This window comes from Aeromonas sp. QDB54 (assembly GCF_027707385.1).
Taxonomy (GTDB): Bacteria; Pseudomonadota; Gammaproteobacteria; order Enterobacterales; family Aeromonadaceae; genus Aeromonas; species Aeromonas hydrophila.
In genome coordinates this window covers 59,709-76,867 of sequence record NZ_JAPCIT010000012.1, presented here as the reverse complement: position 1 = coordinate 76,867, position 17,159 = coordinate 59,709, and the positions used below count along the sequence as shown (strand labels likewise).

Sequence of the window (17,159 nt, the reverse complement as noted above, 5' to 3'; positions counted from 1 at the left end):
TTTGGATTCAGTACATTAGATAAAAGAGCGTGCTCAAAAACTCAGCTATTCCTCCCCACGCCCCCCCCTTTCGATCACCTGACAGCAGGGCGACAGAGGTGGCGCTTTGTGCAAGATAGCGCCTTGGTATCGGGCGGGCGAGCTTATAGCGCCTGCATCAACTCGGCGGCAATCTCGAAAGAGCGCAGACGAGCCTGATGATCGACGATAGGACCGTTGAACATCAGCTCGTCGGCCCGGGTTTCCGCCAGCAGCGCCTTGAGGCCGTGCCGTATCTGGTCCGGGTTGCCCACCAGCGAACGGGCCAAGGTCTGCTCCATGGCCAGCAGCTCGCGCTCCGACCACTCCTCCCCCAGCTCGATGACGGGGGCCGGCAACTTGCCTGCGTTGCCGCGATGCAGGCGCAGGAACTGCTGCTGCAGGGTGGTGAACTGGAAGCGCGCCTCCCGCTCGCTGTCGGCGGCGATCATGTTGATGCAGACCACCGCATGGGGCTTGGGCCAGCGGGCGGAGGGACGATACTGGGCGCGGTAGATCTCCAGCGCCTGCAGCAGCATGGCGGGGGCGAAGTGGGAGGCAAAGCCGAACGGCAGCCCCATGGCCGCCGCCAGCTGGGCGCTGTAGAGGCTGGAGCCCAGCAGCCAGATGGGCAGATGCAGCCCCTGCCCCGGTACCGCCTGCACCGCCCCCACCTCGTCGCCAAAGTAATCCATCAACTCGCGCACATCGGCCGGGAAGTCATCCACCTCACCGCTGCGCTGGCGTCTGAGCGCCCGCATGGTGCGCTGATCGGTGCCCGGCGCACGGCCAAGCCCGAGATCGATGCGATCCGGATAGAGCGACGCCAGGGTGCCGAACTGCTCGGCGATGACCAGCGGCGAGTGGTTCGGCAGCATGATGCCGCCGGCCCCGATCCGCAGCGTATTGGTACCGCCGGCCAGATGACCGATCAGTACCGAGGTGGCGGCGCTGGCGATGCCCGGCATGTTGTGGTGCTCGGCCAGCCAGTAGCGGCAATAGCCCAGGCGTTCGGCATGACGGGCCAGGTCCAGCGAGCGGCGAAACGACTCGGCCGGCTGGGAGCCTTCGGCCACGGGCACCAGATCGAGTACGGAATAGGGGATGGCAGACATGGGTCACTCCATTGATTCACAGACCAGTAACAAGTGGGGCAATGTAGCACGGGATACCTGAATGAATCACGTGATCAGCCGGCAAAATTGGCCAGAGCGAGCACCGAGAGCTCCGGCAGGCGCCGTTTCCGTCAGCCACATCCCGATATCCATGAATGGGTTATTGTGTTTTCTGTCATCCTGTTGGCACACTGCAAGCTGATCGTCTCTGCAATCGCCCGTGTGACAAGGATGTGTCCATGACAACTGCCAGGCCAGGTCGTAAACCCTTCTACGTGCATATCGCCACCCTCTTCATCCTGCTGTTCACCCTGCTCGGCAGCGCCCTCATCGCCTTGCAGTTCCAGCAAGGGGCGCGCCAGGGACTGGAGCACGAGCGACAGAACTTCCTGCAGTATCGCCAGCAGCTGGCCCTCGCCCTGCAACTGAACGAGCGACCGGCCCGCATGTCCCTCAGCCTGTTGCGCAGCGGCCAGCTGGCCGCCATGACCACCTTGACCGAACGCCTGGCCTACCTGCCACAACTGGCGGAGGTGCTGGCCAACAGCCCCAGCTATGGGGCCGTCTACGCCGGCTACGAGGATGGCGACTTCTTTCTGGTGCGCAAGCTGACCGAGCGGGCCAGAGCCCAGCTTGGCGGCGTACCGACCGCTAGTACCCTGCTGGTGCAGAGCCTCAGCCAGGGCAAGGGGGAATTTCTCTATTTCGATCAACGGCTGACCCTGCTCGAGCGCCGTGCCATGCCGAACTACCGCTACGATCCCCGCAGCCGCGACTGGTACAAGCAGGCCCGCTGGCGCGCGGGGATCGCCACCACCAGTCCCTATCTCTTCTTCACCACCAAGGAGCCGGGCATGACGCTGGCGGTGGAGAGCGACGACCGGCGCGCCGTGATCGGGCTCGACACCAGCGTCGAGGGGCTGTCGGCCCTGATCGGCAAGCTGCAGCTGCCCGCCCAGAGCCAGGTGATCCTGTTCGACGAGTACGCTACCCTGCTGGCCGCCGACCCCAGACACCTGCCCAGCTTCGAGCAGCTGAGCCAGCTGCCCATGCTGGCGACTCTGCCCCACCCGGCCCTGCCGGATCTGCAGCGGCGGATCATCAGCCAGCCCACCCTGCTGAGCGAGCCGGCCGAGCTCAACCTGACCGCCGCCGATGGCAGCGACTGGCTGGTCAACCTCGCCCCCCTCGGGACCGACTCCCCTTTCCACATCGCCCTGCTGGTCTCGGCCGACCTGCTCTATCAGCAGGCCCGGGACGAAGCCCTGGTCAACCTGGGCTGGGCACTGGCGGGCCTGCTGCTGCTGCTGCCGGTGATCTGGCTGGTCTCACGGCGCACCGCCACCCCGCTGCTGGCGCTCACCCAGGAGGCGGAGCGAATCCAGCACTTCGATTTTGGCGAGAGCCGGGTCCCCGAGTCGGCCATCCGCGAGATCGACGATCTGGCCCGCACCATGTCTGGCATGCGGCTGACCCTCGGCAACTTCATGAACATGGGGCGGGCGCTGGCGGCCGAACACCGCTTCGACTCCCTGCTCAGCCGTATCCTGCACGAGACCATCGCCGCGGTGCAGGCCGAAGGGGGCTGCCTCTACCTGGCCCAGGAGCAGGGCATGGTGGCGGTACAGGCACTGTGGCGCAAAGCGCCGCTGCCGGCCGAGCAGATCCGCTGGCAGCAGGCCCTGTTTGGCGAGCTGGCCCGGGGCAAGCGGCTCAGCCTCGCCATCGACCAGAGCGGCTGGCAGCAGTATCTGGCTGACTGGGGCCCCTTCCCCGGCCCCTGCCAGCTGGTGGCCGAGCCGCTGCGCAACCATCGCCAGGAGCTGAGCGGCTGCCTGCTGCTGATCCTGCCTGACTGCCCGGCCCGCGAGCTGGCCTCGCGCATCAGCCTGATCGAGGCGCTGGCGGGCACCTCGGCCTCCGCCATCGAGAACCAGCGCCTGCTGGAGGAGCAGAAACAGCTGCTGGAATCCTTCATCGAGCTGATGGCCGGCGCCATCGACGCCAAGAGCCCCTACACCGGCGGCCACTGCCAGCGGGTGCCGGAGCTGACCCGGATGCTGACCGAAGCTGCCTGCGCCCAGCAGCAGGGGCCATTCGCCGAGTTTCGACTCAACGAGGAGGAGTGGGAGGCCATCCATATCGCCAGCTGGCTGCACGACTGTGGCAAGGTGACCACCCCCGAATTCGTGGTGGACAAGGCCACCAAGCTGGAGACCCTCTACGACCGGATCCACGAGATCCGCACCCGCTTCGAGGTGCTCAAGCGCGACGGCTACATCGAGGCGCTGGCGGCCCGCCTGCCGGCATCGGAGCGGGAAGCGGCCAGGAGCGAGGTGGCTCCGCTCTGGAGCACCCTGGATCAGGAGTTCGCCTTCGTCGCCGAGTGCAACCTGGGTGGTGAGTGGATGGCGCCGGAGAAGCTGGCCAGGCTGGATGCCATCGCCAGCCGCACCTGGCTGCGTACCCTGGACGATCGGCTCGGCATCAGCCGGGAGGAGCTCAAGCTGCGCCAGAACGAACCGGCCGCGCCGCTGCCCTGCGTCGAACCCCTGCTGGCGGACAAGGCCGCCCACCTCATCCCCCGCCCCGTTCACGATCAGCTGGACGAGCGCAACCCCTGGGGCTTCAAGGTGCGAGTGCCCACTCACCTCTACAACCGCGGCGAGCGCTACAACCTCGCCATCGGCCGCGGCACCCTCACCGAAGAGGAGCGCTACAAGATCAACGAGCACATCATCCAGACCATCCGCATGCTCGAGCGCCTCCCCTTCCCCCGCCATCTGCGCAGCGTGCCCGAGATTGCCGGCGGCCACCACGAGCGGATGGACGGCAAGGGCTATCCGCGCCAGCTGCTGGGCAGCCAGATGAGCATCCCCGCCCGCATCATGGCCATCGCCGACATCTTCGAGGCACTGACCGCCAGCGATCGCCCCTACAAATCGGGCAAAACGGTCTCCCAGTCGCTGGCCATCATGCAGAGCATGGTGCGCGAGCAGCACATCGATCCCGCCCTGTTTGCCCTGTTTGTCAGCAGCGGCATCTGGCACGACTATGCCGAGCGCTTCCTCGCCCCCGAGCAGCTGGATCAGGTGGATGAAACCGCCCTGCTGGCCGCACTGGCCTAGGGCGGGTCATATTTTCTTACATTTGCGGGCTGGCCTGAGCGCCCCCGGCTGGTTATAACGGTGCCCCTATAGCGAAGGGGGAGCAATAGACTCCCCCTCACTCTTTGTCACACCACACTGTTCAGGTTATCTATGTCAAAACATCTCATTGTGCTGGGCGCGCTGACGCTGTCCGGCTGCTCCCTGCTGTCTCCCCCCGCCCCCACCGTCACCCCGGTGCACCTGGCCGATGCCAGCCAGCGCGGCTTCTACATCGAGTGCAGCAGCATGACGGCCTGCTTCCAGCAGGCCAACCAGACCTGCCCGCAGGGCTACAAGGAGACCGATCGCCGCCAGCAGACGCTCTACAGCACCCAGTATCTGGGGGGTAGCTACGACGACGACAAGAAGGTCTACAAGGCGGCCAAGCCCTATCGCGTCGCCAACACGGTCCACTCCCTGACCATCCAGTGTCCGGTCGACATGGGCATCACCCCGCGCTGATCTGCGCCTCGCGGCCGGCACGGGAAACCCAAATCCTGGCCGGCCCTTCTCTTGTCTCACCAAGGACGAGCCTCTTATGTCACCCAGAATATGGCTGCTGGGCAGCATCTTGCTGTCCGGCTGCGCCCTGCTGCCAGCACCCGCCACCGTCAGCGAACTCCCCTCCGTCAATCCTGCTCAACAACGCTTCCAGATCGAGTGCGGCGCGCCAGAGGAGTGCCAGCAACAGGCACTCTTGAGCTGCCCCCACGGCTATCAGCAAGTCGATCGAAGCAAGCGCACCATCACCACTCACCAGATGAGCATGGGGGTCGCCGATCCGGTAACGGGATTTAGCCCAGGCTTCCCCCAGACCAGCACCTTCACCACCCACATGCTGCTGGTACAGTGCCCCCGCACACCGGCACGGCCCCACCCGCTTGGACGCTGACGAAAAAGGGCCCGCAGGCCCTTTTTCCATTGTCACCGCCACTCAGCCCGTCGCCTCGGCGTGCTGGCGGGCCAGCTCGTCACTCATCAGCTCCCGCATCCTGAATTTTTGCAGCTTGCCGGTCACCGTCATGGGGTACTCCTCCACGAACCGGATGTATCTGGGCACCTTGAAATAGGCGATACGGGCCGCCAGGAACTGTTTCAGCTCCTCCTCGCTGGCCTCCTGGCGGGGTCTGAGCTTGACCCAGGCGCACACCTCTTCGCCATAGCGCTCGCTGTCGACCCCGAACACCGCTGCATCCTGCACCGCCGGATGATCGTAAAGACGCTCTTCGATCTCGCGCGGATAGATGTTCTCGCCACCGCGGATGATCAGCTCCTTGCTGCGCCCGACAATCCGCACATAGCCCTCTTCATCCATGATGCCGATGTCCCCCGAGTGCAGCCACCCCTCCTGGTCGATGGTCTCCGCCGTCTTGACCGAGTCTTGCCAGTACCCCTGCATCACCCCGTTGCTGCGACAGCAGATCTCGCCCCGCTCGCCGATGGCGACTATCTCTCCGCTCGGGTCGACCAGCTTGATCTCGGTGTGGCCGATGGCGCGGCCGACCGTGGTGACCCGCTTGTCCAGCGGCGCATCGATGGCGGTCATGTGATTGATGGGGCTGCACTCGGTCTGGCCGTAGGCGATGGTCACCTCAGTCATGTGCATCAGGGTCTGCACCTTGCGCATCAAGGGCTCGGGGCAGATGGCGCCGGCCATAATGCCAGTGCGCAGGGAGGAGAGATCAAACTGGTCAAACTCCGCCAGCTCCAGCTCGGCGATGAACATGGTCGGCACCCCGTGCAGGGCGGTGCAGCGCTCCTCGTTCACCATCCGCAGGGTGGCCGCCGGATCGAAGGCTTCGGCCGGAAACAGGGCGCAGGCCCCCACGCTGATGCTGGCCAGGTTGCCGAGCACCATGCCGAAACAGTGGTAGAGCGGCACCGGGATGCAGAGCCGGTCCTGCTCGCTGAACGCCATGCCTTGCGCCACCTGGCGGCCGTTGTTGAGGATGTTGCTGTGGCTGAGGGTGGCCCCCTTGGGGTTGCCAGTAGTGCCAGAGGTGAACTGGATGTTGATGGCGTCATCGGGTTTGAGGGTGGCCGCCACCCGGGCCAGCCAGGCCGGGTCCTGCCGGTCGCCCAGTGCCAGCACCGCGGGGAAGTTGAGCATGCCGGCGCTTTGCTCCTCCCCGAGCCGGATCACCATCTCCAGGCTCGGCAGGCGGGATGATACGAGACGGCCGGGTGAGCAGTGCGCCAGCTCGGGGGCCAGCTCCCCCAGCATGGCGAGGTAGTCGCAGCCCTTGAACGCACTGGCACAGATGAGGGCCCGACAGCCCACGTTGTTGATGGCAAAGGCCAGCTCGTAACTGCGGTAGGCGGGGTTGATGCAGACCATGATGGCCCCGATGCGGGCCGTGGCAAATTGCACCAGGCACCACTCGATGTTGTTCGGCGACCAGATGCCGACCCGATCCCCCGGCCGGGTCCCGAGCGCCAGCAGGCCCAGCGCCAACCTGTCTATCTGGGTCAGGTATTCACGGTAGTTCCAGCGGATCTGCTGGTGGCGTACCACCACTGCGGGCCGGTCGGGGAAACGTTCCGCCACCTGTTGCAGGTAGGCGCCTATGGTCTGGTGAAGCAGCGGCTGATCGCAGGGACCGGCCCGATAGCTGAGCAGTGAGGTCATGGGGTGACTCCTGGCCACATAGGTTGGACGTGCCTACTGCTCGGCTGGCGTGTTTTTGCAGCCTGTTACATTAATGTAAAAACAAGGCCTATAAAAGACTCACTTTGGTCTAATGCCGGCCATAAAAAACGGCCAACCGAAGTTGACCGTGTGACAAGGTGCGAGCCGGATCAGAACAGCAGGTGCGCCACCCCAGCGATGACCGGCAGGGTGATCAGGGTACGCAGCAGGAAGATCACGAACAGCTCCCACAGCTTGACCGGGATCTTGCTGCCCAGCAGCAGGGCGCCCACTTCCGACATGTAGATAAGCTGGGTGACCGACATGGCGGCGATCACGAAGCGGGTGATGTCGCTCTCGATGGTGGAAGCCAGCACTGCGGGGATGAACATGTCGGCGAAGCCTACCATGATGGTCTTGGAGGCCGCTTCTGCCTCCGGCAGTTGCAGCAGCTCCAGCAAGGGCACGAAGGGGGCCCCCAGCCAGTTGAAGATAGAGGTGTGTTCGGCCAGCATCAGGGCGCAGGTGCCGATGGCCATCACCACCGGCAGCACGCCGAAGATCATGTCCAGCGCATTCTTCACCCCTTCCCGTGCCACTGCCCCCATGTCGGTCATGCCCTCGGCCTTGGTCAGGGCCCGCTCATAGCCGTAGCTCAGCACGCTGTGCTGGTGCGGCACCGACTCCTGCTTGCGACACAGGGGAGTACCGTCGCTGTAGACATCCTTCTTCCAGCAGAGCGGCGGCAAACGCGGCACCACGATGGCGGCCACCACCCCGGCCAGACAGACGGTCAGGTAGAAGGGCACGAACATGTGCTCCAACCGAACCTGGGAGATCACCACCAGGCAGAAGGTAATGGAGACGGCAGAGAAGGTGGTGCCGATGACGGCCGCTTCCCGCTGGGTGTAGAACTTGCCTTCGTACTGTTTGCTGGTCAGCAGGATGCCGACACTGCCATCCCCCAGCCAGGAGGCGAAACAATCCACCGCAGAGCGACCGGGCAGACGGAACACCGGGCGCATGATGCGGGTCATCATGGTGCCGACAAACTCCAGCAGACCGAAATCGAGCAGCAAGGGTAGCAGCAGGCCGGCGAAGATGAAGACGGAGAACAGCACCGGCAGCAGATCATGCAGCACCAGGCCGCCGGTCGCATCGGAGCGCAGGGCCGCCGGGCCCGCCTCGAAGAAGGTCAGCAGCACGAAGATGCCGCCCAGTACCCGTACGCAGGCCCAGAAGGGAGAGACGTTGAACAGGCTGTTGAGGAAGGGGCGTCTGACCAGGATCGCCGGCTTGAACAGCCAGGCTACCAGCGTCATCAGCATGGTGGTGGTGATGATGGCGCTGACCATGGCCACCAGATAATCGGCAAACACCGTCTGTACCAGCTTCGCCAGCACGGCCACGGGGATGGTGACGTTTCCGTCATAGATGACGGGGGTCATGAACAGCAGGATCCCGATGAGTGACGGGACCAGGAACATCAGCACGTTGCGGCGGGTATTGAGCGCAGGTGCTTGCAGAGTCTTTTCCAGCATGGTCTACAGCCTTAATGTTACTTTTCCTTAGCCAGGCAAACCTGCATATCCATGCTCTCGCCCGGCAAAACGGGCGCAAGAATACCCCAATAAAATGCACAAACAAGCTTTTAATGGATCATTTCAAGCATAAATATTTATACAGGCAAACCTTCCATAAGAATGCACGCAAGCAGATACGCATATCAATTCATTGCAATTGGTTAGCATATTGTTTCAGCAAGGTTACATTCAGGTGCGCAGTATAATCAGTTGCGGTTGGCAGGCAATAAGTGACATAAGAAATATATCTATATGGTGATCCGGTCGATCCCCATAAAAAAACCGGAGCCTGGGAAGGCTCCGGTTTCTCAGCACCGGGTGGCGGTATCACGACCGCGCACGGGATCTGGGTCAGTCACGCACGTAGATGACTTCCACGCCATCATCGTCTTCGTCGTCCCACTCGTCGTCGTCCAGCGATTCATCAAACGCCTTGGAGGCGGCCAGCGCATCGGCTTCAGCCTTGGCCAGCTGGTTCTTGTGGTAGTCGTCCCACTTGAACTCCACCTTCTCGATGGCGTCTTTGGCATCTTCCGCCAGCTGACGGGGCATGGTATCCAGCAGATCCAGGATGTCGTAGCAGACCTTCTTGGTCCCTTCCTTGCTGATGGCGGTGATGGCGTAGACAGGGCCTTCATGATTGAGGGCGGTCTTGACGCGATCCATCACTTCCTGAGCCTCTTCTTCCAGGATCAGGTCCATCTTGTTGAACACCAGCCAGCGCGGCTTGCTCGCCAGCTCAGGGCTGTATTTTTCCAGCTCCCGGACTATGGTCACCGCATTCTCGGCCGGATCAGAACCATCGACCGGGCAGATGTCCACCAGATGGATCAGCACGCGGCAGCGCTCGAGGTGCTTGAGGAAGCGGATACCGAGGCCAGCGCCTTCGGCAGCACCTTCGATCAGACCGGGAATGTCGGCGATGACGAAGGAGCGGGAGTTCTCACCACGCACCACGCCCAGGTTCGGTACCAGGGTGGTGAAGGGGTAGTCGGCCACTTTCGGACGGGCCGCGGAGACGGCGCGGATAAAGGTGGACTTGCCGGCGTTGGGCAGACCCAGCATGCCGACGTCGGCCAGCAGCAACAGTTCCAGCTTCAGGGTACGCACTTCACCCGGGGTACCGTTGCTCTTCTGGCGCGGTGCCCGGTTGACGGAGCTCTTGAAACGGGTGTTGCCAAGACCGTGGAAGCCGCCCTTGGCGACCAGCAGCTTCTGCTCGTGGTGAGTCAGGTCACCCAGCAATTCGCCGGTGTCTTCATCGCTGGCGCGGGTGCCGACCGGTACGCGCAGGATCCTGTCCTTGCCACGACGGCCGGTACAGTTGGCGCTCTGGCCATTCTCGCCACGTTCGGCGGCGTGAAAACGCTCGAAACGGTAGTCGATCAGGGTGTTCAGGTTTTCATCGGCAACCAGATACACGTCGCCACCGTCACCGCCGTCACCGCCGTCCGGGCCGCCGTTCGGAATGTACTTCTCACGACGAAAGCTCACACAACCGTTACCACCGTCACCGGCATCGACTCGAATCTGGACTTCATCAACAAACTTCATAGGTAACCGTCACCTTAATTCGAAAAACCGATACGCAATTATAGTGGTACAGACCCCTGCGGGCGATACGCATCTTGCCAAGCATGCCCTTTCAGAGCCAGGGTCAGCTGCGTGCCGTTTTTTCGTAAACTGCTGCAGAAAAACAAAAGCCCCGCCTGTTGGCGGGGCTTCGGATCCTTGCGGTCCGTAATTACTCAGCAACGATGCTAACGTACTTACGGTTCAGCGGACCTTTAACTTCGAACAGGATTTTACCAGTCGCAGTAGCGAACAGGGTGTGATCCTTGCCCAGACCAACGTTGGTACCGGCGTGGAACTTGGTGCCACGCTGACGAACGATGATGCTGCCAGCCAGAACTGTTTCGCCGCCGAAACGCTTCACGCCCAGGCGTTTAGCTTCTGAATCGCGGCCGTTGCGGGATGAACCGCCAGCTTTTTTGTGTGCCATCTATCGTACTCCTCTAATTAAGCGCTGATGCCAGTGATTTTGACTTCAGTGAACCACTGACGGTGGCCCGCTTGCTTACGGTGGTGCTTACGACGACGGAACTTGACGATAGTCACTTTCTCGCCACGGCCGTGAGCCACAACTTCAGCTACAACCTTGCCACCTTCAACGAAAGGAGCACCTACTTTAAAAGTGTCGCCTGCAGCAACCATCAGCACTTCGTTGAAGTCGATGGTAGCGCCAGTCTCAACGTTCAGCTTTTCCAGACGAACGATTTGACCTTCGGCCACACGGTGTTGTTTTCCGCCGCTTTGGAATACCGCGTACATTTGATTAACTCCGTAAAGGCGTGTCTTTTGCTCAAGGCCAGACACGCGCAAAAACCTATAACAATGGGCCGGCATTCTACGCAAATCGATTTGCTCAGGCAAGGCCAATTTAGCAAAAAGTTTATTTTGTGCGCATATCTGCCGCCGTGAACAAACGCTTAACTGTAACCCATTGTGAAATCGTGTAGAATCCCCGCCATTGCTAAAATCGCAGTCATCACTGCCGTCACGTTACGAGACTTATGGACCAACAGACTATCCGTGCGCTCTGTGCCGCCGACATGACGGCGGTCAATGAACTGATCCTGGCGAGACTCCAGTCCGATGTCAGCCTGATCAACCAGCTGGGTTTCTATATTGTCAGTGCAGGCGGAAAACGGATGCGCCCCATGCTGACCGTCATGGCCGCCCGCGCACTGGGATACGAAGGTGAAGATCACCTGAAACTGGCTGCCATCATCGAATTCATTCATACCTCCACCCTGCTGCACGACGACGTGGTCGACGAATCCGACCTGCGCCGCGGCCGGGAAACCGCCAACGCCCTGTTTGGCAATGCCGCCAGCGTGCTGGTCGGTGACTATCTCTACAGCCGCTCCTTCCAGATGATGAGCGAGCTCTCCAACCTGCGGGTGATGGAGATCCTCTCCGATGCCACCAACACCATCGCCGAAGGGGAAGTGTTGCAGCTGATGAACTGCAACGATCCGGATACCACCGAAGAGAGCTACATGACGGTCATCTACTGCAAGACCGCCAAGCTGTTCGAGGCGGCCACCCGCCTCGCCGCCGTACTGACCCATCAGCCCGAGCCCGTCGAGCAGGCCATGACCGACTACGGCAAGTATCTGGGCACCGCCTTCCAGATCATCGACGATGTGATGGACTACTGCTCCCAGAGCGACGAGATGGGCAAGAACGTCGGCGACGATCTGGCCGAAGGCAAGCCGACCCTGCCGCTACTGCGAGCCATGGAAGTAGGTAGCCCGGAAGAGCGCCAGCTGGTGCGCGATGCCATCGAGCACCGCAACGGCATGGAGCACCTCGACCAAATCCTGGCCATCCTCGATCGTACCGGCGCGCTGGAATACTCCCGCATGCGGGCCCGAGAAGAGGCCGACAAGGCCATCGCGGCCCTCGCCATCCTGCCAGACTCCCAGCACAAACAGGCATTGGCAACACTGGCCCACATGGCGGTGCAGCGCAGCGCCTGATGCTCAGCCGGAAATAAAAAAGAGGCCCTTTGGCCTCTTTTTTATTGTCCGGCAAACACAGTCTGGCTCACTCAGTGCCATTCTCTAACGCGCCAGCGCCCACAGAATCACGGTCCCGGCCACCACCAGACAGCCGCCGATGCGGCGCAGCTGCTCGGTGGGCTGCTCGCTCAGCAGCCGCAGCATCTGTTGCCAGGCGCGCGGCATCAGCAGCGGTCCCAGCCCCTCGAACAGCAACAGCAAGCCCAGCCCCATCAAGATGGATGTCAGCATCACCTCTCCTCTCAACAACTATGTCCACAAGCTGCCGGAGCACCGGCAAACCCCTGACCGCCAAACAAAAGGGCCTGAATTATCAGGCCCTTGGGTATCATTGCAACTCGCTTACTGCTTGCTGCCGTGCGGCGACTTGAGGTAGCGGAAGAACTCGCTGTCCGGCTTGAGGACCATCAGGTCATTGCCACCGGCGAAGCTCTTGCGATAGGCCTCCATGCTGCGCACGAAGCTGAAAAACTCGGGGTCTTTCTTGTAGCTGTCGGCATAGATCTTGGCGGCCTCGGCATCCCCTTCACCACGCAGCTGACGGGCGTTACTCTCGGCGTCGGCAATCATCACGGTCACCTTGCGGTCGATGTCGGCGCGCAGGATCTCGGCCTGCTCGCGGCCCTGGGAGCGATGCTCACGGGCTACCGCAGTCCGCTCGGCACGCATCCGCTGATAGATGGAGCTGGAGACTTCCACCGGCAGGTTGATCTGCTTGATGCGCACATCCACCACCTTGATGCCGAGCTCGGAGGAGCGCGCCATCTTCATCAGGGCATCTTCCATCACGGTACTGCGCTCACCGGAGACGATGTCCTTGATGGTGCGGTTACCGATCTCGGAACGCAGACCGTTGTTGATCTTGCGCTTGAGCAGGTCTTCGGCCTGGATCTTGTTGCCACCACCGGTCGCCAGGTAGTACTTGGAGAAGTCCTCGATCTTCCACTTCACGTAGGAGTCGATGATGAGGTCTTTCTTCTCGGACGTAACGAAACGATCCGCCTGGCCTTCCAGGGTCTGGATGCGAGCATCCATCTTGCGTACCTGGTCGATGAGCGGCACTTTGAAGTGCAGGCCCGGCTCATACAGGCGCGGCTCACCGGAGTCGACCCGCTTCACCTTGCCGAACTGCACCACGATGCCCTTCTGGCCTTCATCGACGATGAAGACCGACGAGAAGCAGACCATGGCGGCCACAGCGATGACACCAATAGCTATCTTTTTCATCTATTAGTTTCTCCCTGAGCTGAAACGGTCGCCGCTACGCAGCGGAGTCGGAGTGGAGTTGGCCCCTTCGTTGGACGGCGGGGTCTGTTCCACCACCGGCGCACCTGCCGGACGAGCCGGTTGCACTGCGGTCGCCTTGCCGGAAAGCTTGTCGAGCGGCAGATAGATCATGCTGTTGTTGCCAGCCGGCATGTCGACCACCACCTTGTTGGCCTGCTGATACAACTCTTCCATGGTCTCCAGGTAGATACGATCACGGGTCAGCTCGGGCGCAGCCTGATACTGGGGCAGCAACTCGTTGAAGCGAGCGACTTCACCCTTGGCCTTCAGCACGATCTGGGACTTGTAGGCTTCGGCCTCCTGCTCCAGACGCTTGACCTGGCCACGGGCCTTCGGCTCCACTTCACGGGCATAGGCTTCGGCTTCACGAATGAAGCGCTGTTCATCTTCCTGGGCGGAGATGGCGTCATCGAAGGCGTCTTTCACCTCTTCCGGCGGACGTGCCGGCAGGAAGTTGACGTCGACGATCTGCAGACCCATGTGATACGGCTCGATGATGCTGTCGATCACCTGCCAGGTCTCCTGGCGCACCTTCTCACGACCGGTGGTCAGCACGTCGTCCATCCGGGTGTGGCCCACCACGTAACGCAGGGCGCTGTCGGTGGCCTGGCTCAGACTCTCATCGGCATTGGTCACGCTGAACAGATACTGCTCCGGGTCGACCACGCGATACTGCACGTCCATCTCGACCCGCACCACGTTCTCGTCCTGGGTCAGCATGAAGCCGGAAGCCGGCAGGGAGCGGACCGATTCCACGTCCACCGGGATCACCCGGTCGATGAAGGTCGGCTTCCAGCGCAGGCCGGGATCCACGTTGTGGGAGTATTCGCCAAAGCGCAGCACCACGCCCCGCTCGGCTTCACGAATGGTATAGAAGCCGCTGACGACCCACACCACTACCGCCACTACCAGGGCGATGGAGAGGCCAAACTTGCCTACATCGCCACCACCAGACTTGCCGCCACCGAGCAGACCACCAAAACGGCGGCTCACCTTGCGCAGCATCTCGTCCAAATCAGGGGGTCCCTGATTCTTGCCGTTGTTCCCCCAGGGGTCACGGTCTTTGCCGTTGTTACCAGGCTCATTCCAAGCCATCAGCGTCTCCATTAATACATGCGGATGGATATCATCTCTATCGGGCCATCAACCGTTGATGAAGCCAGCAAACATTCATCTCATCGACGAATCAATGCCTGATAAAGCGTTGTAAACTCTCACCTTCTTGTTTCATGAGGCGGTTCCAGTCAGCCAGTTGCAGGCGGACTTCCAACACAAAATCCCCCTCCTCGCTGAAACCTTCCTGCTCGATGCCCTTGAGGCGATAGAGCGCACTGCGCAATCTGGCGGCCGAAGGCGGCAACTGCAGGGTGTGGTGCACCATGGATCCGGCCAGCAATTCAGTCAGGGCCGTAAACAGGTCTGCACACCCTTCCCCGGTCTGGGCTGACAGCCAGACCCGCACCGGGCGCCCCTCTTCGTCACGCTCAAGCCCGACCGGATGTTCACCCAGCTTGTCGATCTTGTTGCAGATCATCAGCTGGGGTCGGTCATCGGCTTCGATCTCGGCCAGCACCTGCTGCACCGACTCGATATTTTCCTGCATCTGCTCATCGGCACAGTCCACCACGTGCAGCAGCAGGTCCGCTTCGCGGGTCTCCTGCAGCGTCGCCTTGAAGGCCGCGACCAGATCATGGGGCAAGTGTCGAATAAATCCAACTGTATCCGCCAGAATCACATCACCCACATCCTGGATCACCAATTTGCGCAGGGTCGGATCCAGGGTTGCGAACAATTGGTCGGCAGCATACACGCTGGCAGCTGTAAGTTGGTTGAACAAAGTGGACTTTCCGGCGTTGGTGTAACCCACCAGAGAAACGGTCGGTACCTCGTTGCGGTTGCGGGCACGACGCCCCTGCTCCCGCTGCTTGGCCACCTTGTCGAGCCGACGCAAAATCGCCTTGATACGCTCACGCAACAGGCGACGGTCGGTTTCCAGCTGAGTTTCACCCGGGCCGCGCAGGCCGATCCCGCCCTTCTGACGTTCAAGGTGGGTCCAGCCTCGCACCAGGCGAGTAGAAAGATGGCGTAACTGGGCCAGTTCGACCTGCAACTTGCCTTCGTGGGTACGGGCGCGCTGGGCAAAGATATCGAGGATCAGGCCGGTCCTGTCCACTACCCGGCACTGGAACAGACGCTCCAGGTTGCGCTCCTGGGCAGGGGTCAGGGCATGGTTGAAGATGACGACGTCGGCATCCAGCATCTGGACCTGGGACGCTATCTCTTCAGCCTTGCCGCTGCCGACAAAAAATTTGGCGCTGGGCGCACTGCGGCTGGTGGTGATCACCCCCAGCGCATTGACCCCGGCCGAGCTCACCAGCATCTTGAGCTCTTCCAGATCCTCCCGCTCACCCTCATCACTGAAGTTGACATGTACCAGAACGGCCTGTTCGCCGGCTTCATAACGGTCAAACAAGCGCTTGCTCCTTGACAGGAATCATGATGAATCTGGGTTGACGAGTCGCCTCGTCCCGGGATATCACGCCTCGGCTTCACCCTGCTCTTCGCCAGCCGCGCCCGGCGCATGCTGGTGGTGGTTGACGGCACGGGCCGGCACCACGGTAGAGATGGCGTGCTTGTAGACCATCTGGCTCACGGTGTTCTTCAGCAAAATGACAAACTGGTCAAACGATTCGATCTGACCCTGCAGTTTGATGCCGTTCACCAAATAGATAGAAACAGGAATCCGCTCACGGCGCAGCGCATTCAAAAACGGGTCTTGGAGAGATTGCCCCTTAGCCATCTTCTTTTCCTTATAGTTTGTTGTTTTTAAACACCGGATATCAATATAACAACCTGATTATACAGGAGTGTCAAGCCACTCCGGCACGGGCGACGACCCTTGCCAGATTGCCAGACTCACCAGATTCCAACCAGGTCACATCAGACCAACCGCGCAACCAGGTCATTTGACGCTTGGCCAACTGGCGGGTGGCAACAATTCCGCGATAGCGCATCTCATCATACTCCACTTCCCCCGCCAGGTAGTCCCACATTTGGCGGTATCCCACGCAGCGGATGGAGGGAAGATCCGGGGTGAGATCGCCCCGTTGATAGAGCGCCCTGACTTCCTGTTCAAAGCCTCCCTGCAGCATCTTGTCAAAGCGCAGCTCGATGCGCTGGTGCAGCACGGCGCGATCGCTCGGTGCGATGGCAAACTGCAGCACCCGATAGGGCAACCCCTCCCCCTGCACCTGAGTCAGCTCGGTGAGCGTCTTGCCGCTGATGCGGTAGACCTCGAGCGCCCGGCTGAGCCGCTGCGGGTCATTGGGATGGATGCGGGCACCGGCCACCGGGTCGATGCGCACCAGTTCATCGTGCAGAGCCTGCCAGCCAAGGCGAGCGGCCTCCTCCTCGATGCCGGCCCGAATGGCGGGGTCGGCGGAAGGCAGCGGAGAAAGCCCCTCCAGCAGCGCCTTGAAATAGAGCATGGTGCCGCCCACCAGCAGCGGAATGCGGCCGTGCTCGGCAATCTCTTTCATCTCCCGCAGCGCATCCTTGCAAAAATCGGCCGCCGAATAGCTCACGGCGGGGTCCAGGATATCGATCAGCCGGTGCGGGGCTCGTGCCAGTTCATCGGCGGTCGGCTTGGCGGTGCCGATATCCATGCCGCGATAGATGAGCGCGGAATCTACGCTGATGATGTCGCAGGGCAGCGCCTGGCACAGTTCGATGGCGAGATCCGTCTTGCCGGAGGCCGTCGGCCCCATCAGAAAAATTGCAGTCGGCAAGTC

Annotated in this window: 16 protein-coding genes; 4 read left to right on the top strand and 12 right to left on the bottom strand. The window is 61.6% G+C overall.

The features are described 5' to 3' along the window. Positions 1-143 precede the first annotated feature (143 nt). On the bottom strand, positions 144-1,133 hold the full coding sequence (locus tag PG881_RS13415; RefSeq protein WP_016349616.1) for a luciferase-like monooxygenase: 990 nt from the start codon (positions 1,131-1,133) through the stop codon (positions 144-146). A 155-nt stretch (positions 1,134-1,288) separates the two neighbouring features. On the opposite strand from PG881_RS13415, the gene PG881_RS13410 reads away from it, so the two are divergent. The 3 genes from PG881_RS13410 to PG881_RS13400 all read left to right on the top strand — a co-directional run bounded on the left by PG881_RS13410 (position 1,289) and on the right by PG881_RS13400 (position 5,174). Continuing rightward, positions 1,289-4,261 (top strand): HD domain-containing phosphohydrolase, encoded by a 2,973-nt coding sequence (locus PG881_RS13410; protein WP_270800577.1) that lies wholly within the window; start codon positions 1,289-1,291, stop codon positions 4,259-4,261. A gap of 132 nt (positions 4,262-4,393) precedes the next feature. Further along, entirely contained in the window at positions 4,394-4,744 is a 351-nt protein-coding gene (locus PG881_RS13405; protein WP_043162439.1) for a hypothetical protein, read from the top strand. A 76-nt stretch (positions 4,745-4,820) separates the two neighbouring features. Further along, positions 4,821-5,174, top strand: a complete 354-nt coding sequence (locus tag PG881_RS13400) for a hypothetical protein (RefSeq protein WP_270800574.1) — start codon at positions 4,821-4,823, stop codon at positions 5,172-5,174. A 42-nt stretch (positions 5,175-5,216) separates the two neighbouring features. Here PG881_RS13400 and PG881_RS13395 read toward each other — a convergent pair whose 3' ends face one another. From PG881_RS13395 to rplU, 5 genes are all read right to left on the bottom strand, one after another. Then, on the bottom strand, positions 5,217-6,911 hold the full coding sequence (locus PG881_RS13395; protein ID WP_270800572.1) for an AMP-binding protein: 1,695 nt from the start codon (positions 6,909-6,911) through the stop codon (positions 5,217-5,219). 170 nt (positions 6,912-7,081) lie between these two features. Continuing rightward, positions 7,082-8,452: a YjiH family protein gene (locus PG881_RS13390; protein WP_016349611.1), complete on the bottom strand. Its 1,371-nt coding sequence runs from the start codon at positions 8,450-8,452 to the stop codon at positions 7,082-7,084. A 393-nt stretch (positions 8,453-8,845) separates the two neighbouring features. Continuing rightward, on the bottom strand, positions 8,846-10,048 hold the full coding sequence (gene cgtA / locus PG881_RS13385; RefSeq protein WP_011704870.1) for an Obg family GTPase CgtA: 1,203 nt from the start codon (positions 10,046-10,048) through the stop codon (positions 8,846-8,848). A gap of 190 nt (positions 10,049-10,238) precedes the next feature. Continuing rightward, entirely contained in the window at positions 10,239-10,496 is a 258-nt protein-coding gene (gene rpmA, locus PG881_RS13380; protein ID WP_005339028.1) for a 50S ribosomal protein L27, read from the bottom strand. A 17-nt stretch (positions 10,497-10,513) separates the two neighbouring features. Continuing rightward, positions 10,514-10,825: a 50S ribosomal protein L21 gene (rplU, locus tag PG881_RS13375; protein ID WP_005304210.1), complete on the bottom strand. Its 312-nt coding sequence runs from the start codon at positions 10,823-10,825 to the stop codon at positions 10,514-10,516. Positions 10,826-11,067: 242 nt separating this feature from the next. Here rplU and ispB point away from each other — a divergent pair, with 242 nt between their 5' ends. Continuing rightward, a complete protein-coding gene (gene ispB / locus PG881_RS13370; protein ID WP_252452532.1) occupies positions 11,068-12,039 on the top strand; it encodes an octaprenyl diphosphate synthase in 972 nt (323 codons plus the stop codon). An 84-nt stretch (positions 12,040-12,123) separates the two neighbouring features. On the opposite strand, the gene PG881_RS13365 is transcribed toward ispB, so the two are convergent. From PG881_RS13365 to miaA, 6 genes are all read right to left on the bottom strand, one after another. After that, positions 12,124-12,312, bottom strand: coding sequence for a DUF2065 domain-containing protein (locus tag PG881_RS13365; RefSeq protein WP_065475894.1), 189 nt, complete (start codon positions 12,310-12,312; stop codon positions 12,124-12,126). A gap of 111 nt (positions 12,313-12,423) precedes the next feature. Beyond that, on the bottom strand, positions 12,424-13,308 hold the full coding sequence (gene hflC, locus PG881_RS13360; protein ID WP_011704867.1) for a protease modulator HflC: 885 nt from the start codon (positions 13,306-13,308) through the stop codon (positions 12,424-12,426). 3 nt (positions 13,309-13,311) lie between these two features. Further along, the gene (gene hflK, locus PG881_RS13355; protein WP_016349609.1) at positions 13,312-14,463 is read right to left on the bottom strand and encodes an FtsH protease activity modulator HflK; all 1,152 of its coding nucleotides are present in this window, start codon (positions 14,461-14,463) and stop codon (positions 13,312-13,314) included. 91 nt (positions 14,464-14,554) lie between these two features. After that, positions 14,555-15,841, bottom strand: coding sequence for a ribosome rescue GTPase HflX (hflX, locus tag PG881_RS13350; protein WP_011704865.1), 1,287 nt, complete (start codon positions 15,839-15,841; stop codon positions 14,555-14,557). Between the two features lie 63 nt (positions 15,842-15,904). Then, positions 15,905-16,168 carry an RNA chaperone Hfq gene (hfq, locus tag PG881_RS13345; RefSeq protein WP_011704864.1) on the bottom strand — a complete coding sequence of 88 codons (264 nt, stop codon included), beginning with the start codon at positions 16,166-16,168 and terminating at the stop codon, positions 15,905-15,907. Between the two features lie 70 nt (positions 16,169-16,238). Next, the gene (miaA, locus tag PG881_RS13340) at positions 16,239-17,156 is read right to left on the bottom strand and encodes a tRNA (adenosine(37)-N6)-dimethylallyltransferase MiaA (RefSeq protein ID WP_270800685.1); all 918 of its coding nucleotides are present in this window, start codon (positions 17,154-17,156) and stop codon (positions 16,239-16,241) included. Positions 17,157-17,159: the final 3 nt, after the last annotated feature.

Bases quoted from the DNA above. Each gene is read 5' to 3' on its own strand.
- hflC (WP_011704867.1), bottom strand. From the start codon at position 13,308: ATGAAAAAGATAGCTATTGGTGTCATCGCTGTGGCCGCCATGGTCTGC.
- cgtA (WP_011704870.1), bottom strand. From the start codon at position 10,048: ATGAAGTTTGTTGATGAAGTCCAGATTCGAGTCGATGCCGGTGACGGT.
- PG881_RS13405 (WP_043162439.1), top strand. From the start codon at position 4,394: ATGTCAAAACATCTCATTGTGCTGGGCGCGCTGACGCTGTCCGGCTGC.
- PG881_RS13365 (WP_065475894.1), bottom strand. From the start codon at position 12,312: ATGCTGACATCCATCTTGATGGGGCTGGGCTTGCTGTTGCTGTTCGAG.
- rpmA (WP_005339028.1), bottom strand. From the start codon at position 10,496: ATGGCACACAAAAAAGCTGGCGGTTCATCCCGCAACGGCCGCGATTCA.
- PG881_RS13395 (WP_270800572.1), bottom strand. From the start codon at position 6,911: ATGACCTCACTGCTCAGCTATCGGGCCGGTCCCTGCGATCAGCCGCTG.
- hfq (WP_011704864.1), bottom strand. From the start codon at position 16,168: ATGGCTAAGGGGCAATCTCTCCAAGACCCGTTTTTGAATGCGCTGCGC.
- rplU (WP_005304210.1), bottom strand. From the start codon at position 10,825: ATGTACGCGGTATTCCAAAGCGGCGGAAAACAACACCGTGTGGCCGAA.
- PG881_RS13390 (WP_016349611.1), bottom strand. From the start codon at position 8,452: ATGCTGGAAAAGACTCTGCAAGCACCTGCGCTCAATACCCGCCGCAAC.
- PG881_RS13415 (WP_016349616.1), bottom strand. From the start codon at position 1,133: ATGTCTGCCATCCCCTATTCCGTACTCGATCTGGTGCCCGTGGCCGAA.
- hflK (WP_016349609.1), bottom strand. From the start codon at position 14,463: ATGGCTTGGAATGAGCCTGGTAACAACGGCAAAGACCGTGACCCCTGG.
- PG881_RS13400 (WP_270800574.1), top strand. From the start codon at position 4,821: ATGTCACCCAGAATATGGCTGCTGGGCAGCATCTTGCTGTCCGGCTGC.
- PG881_RS13410 (WP_270800577.1), top strand. From the start codon at position 1,289: ATGGGTTATTGTGTTTTCTGTCATCCTGTTGGCACACTGCAAGCTGAT.
- ispB (WP_252452532.1), top strand. From the start codon at position 11,068: ATGGACCAACAGACTATCCGTGCGCTCTGTGCCGCCGACATGACGGCG.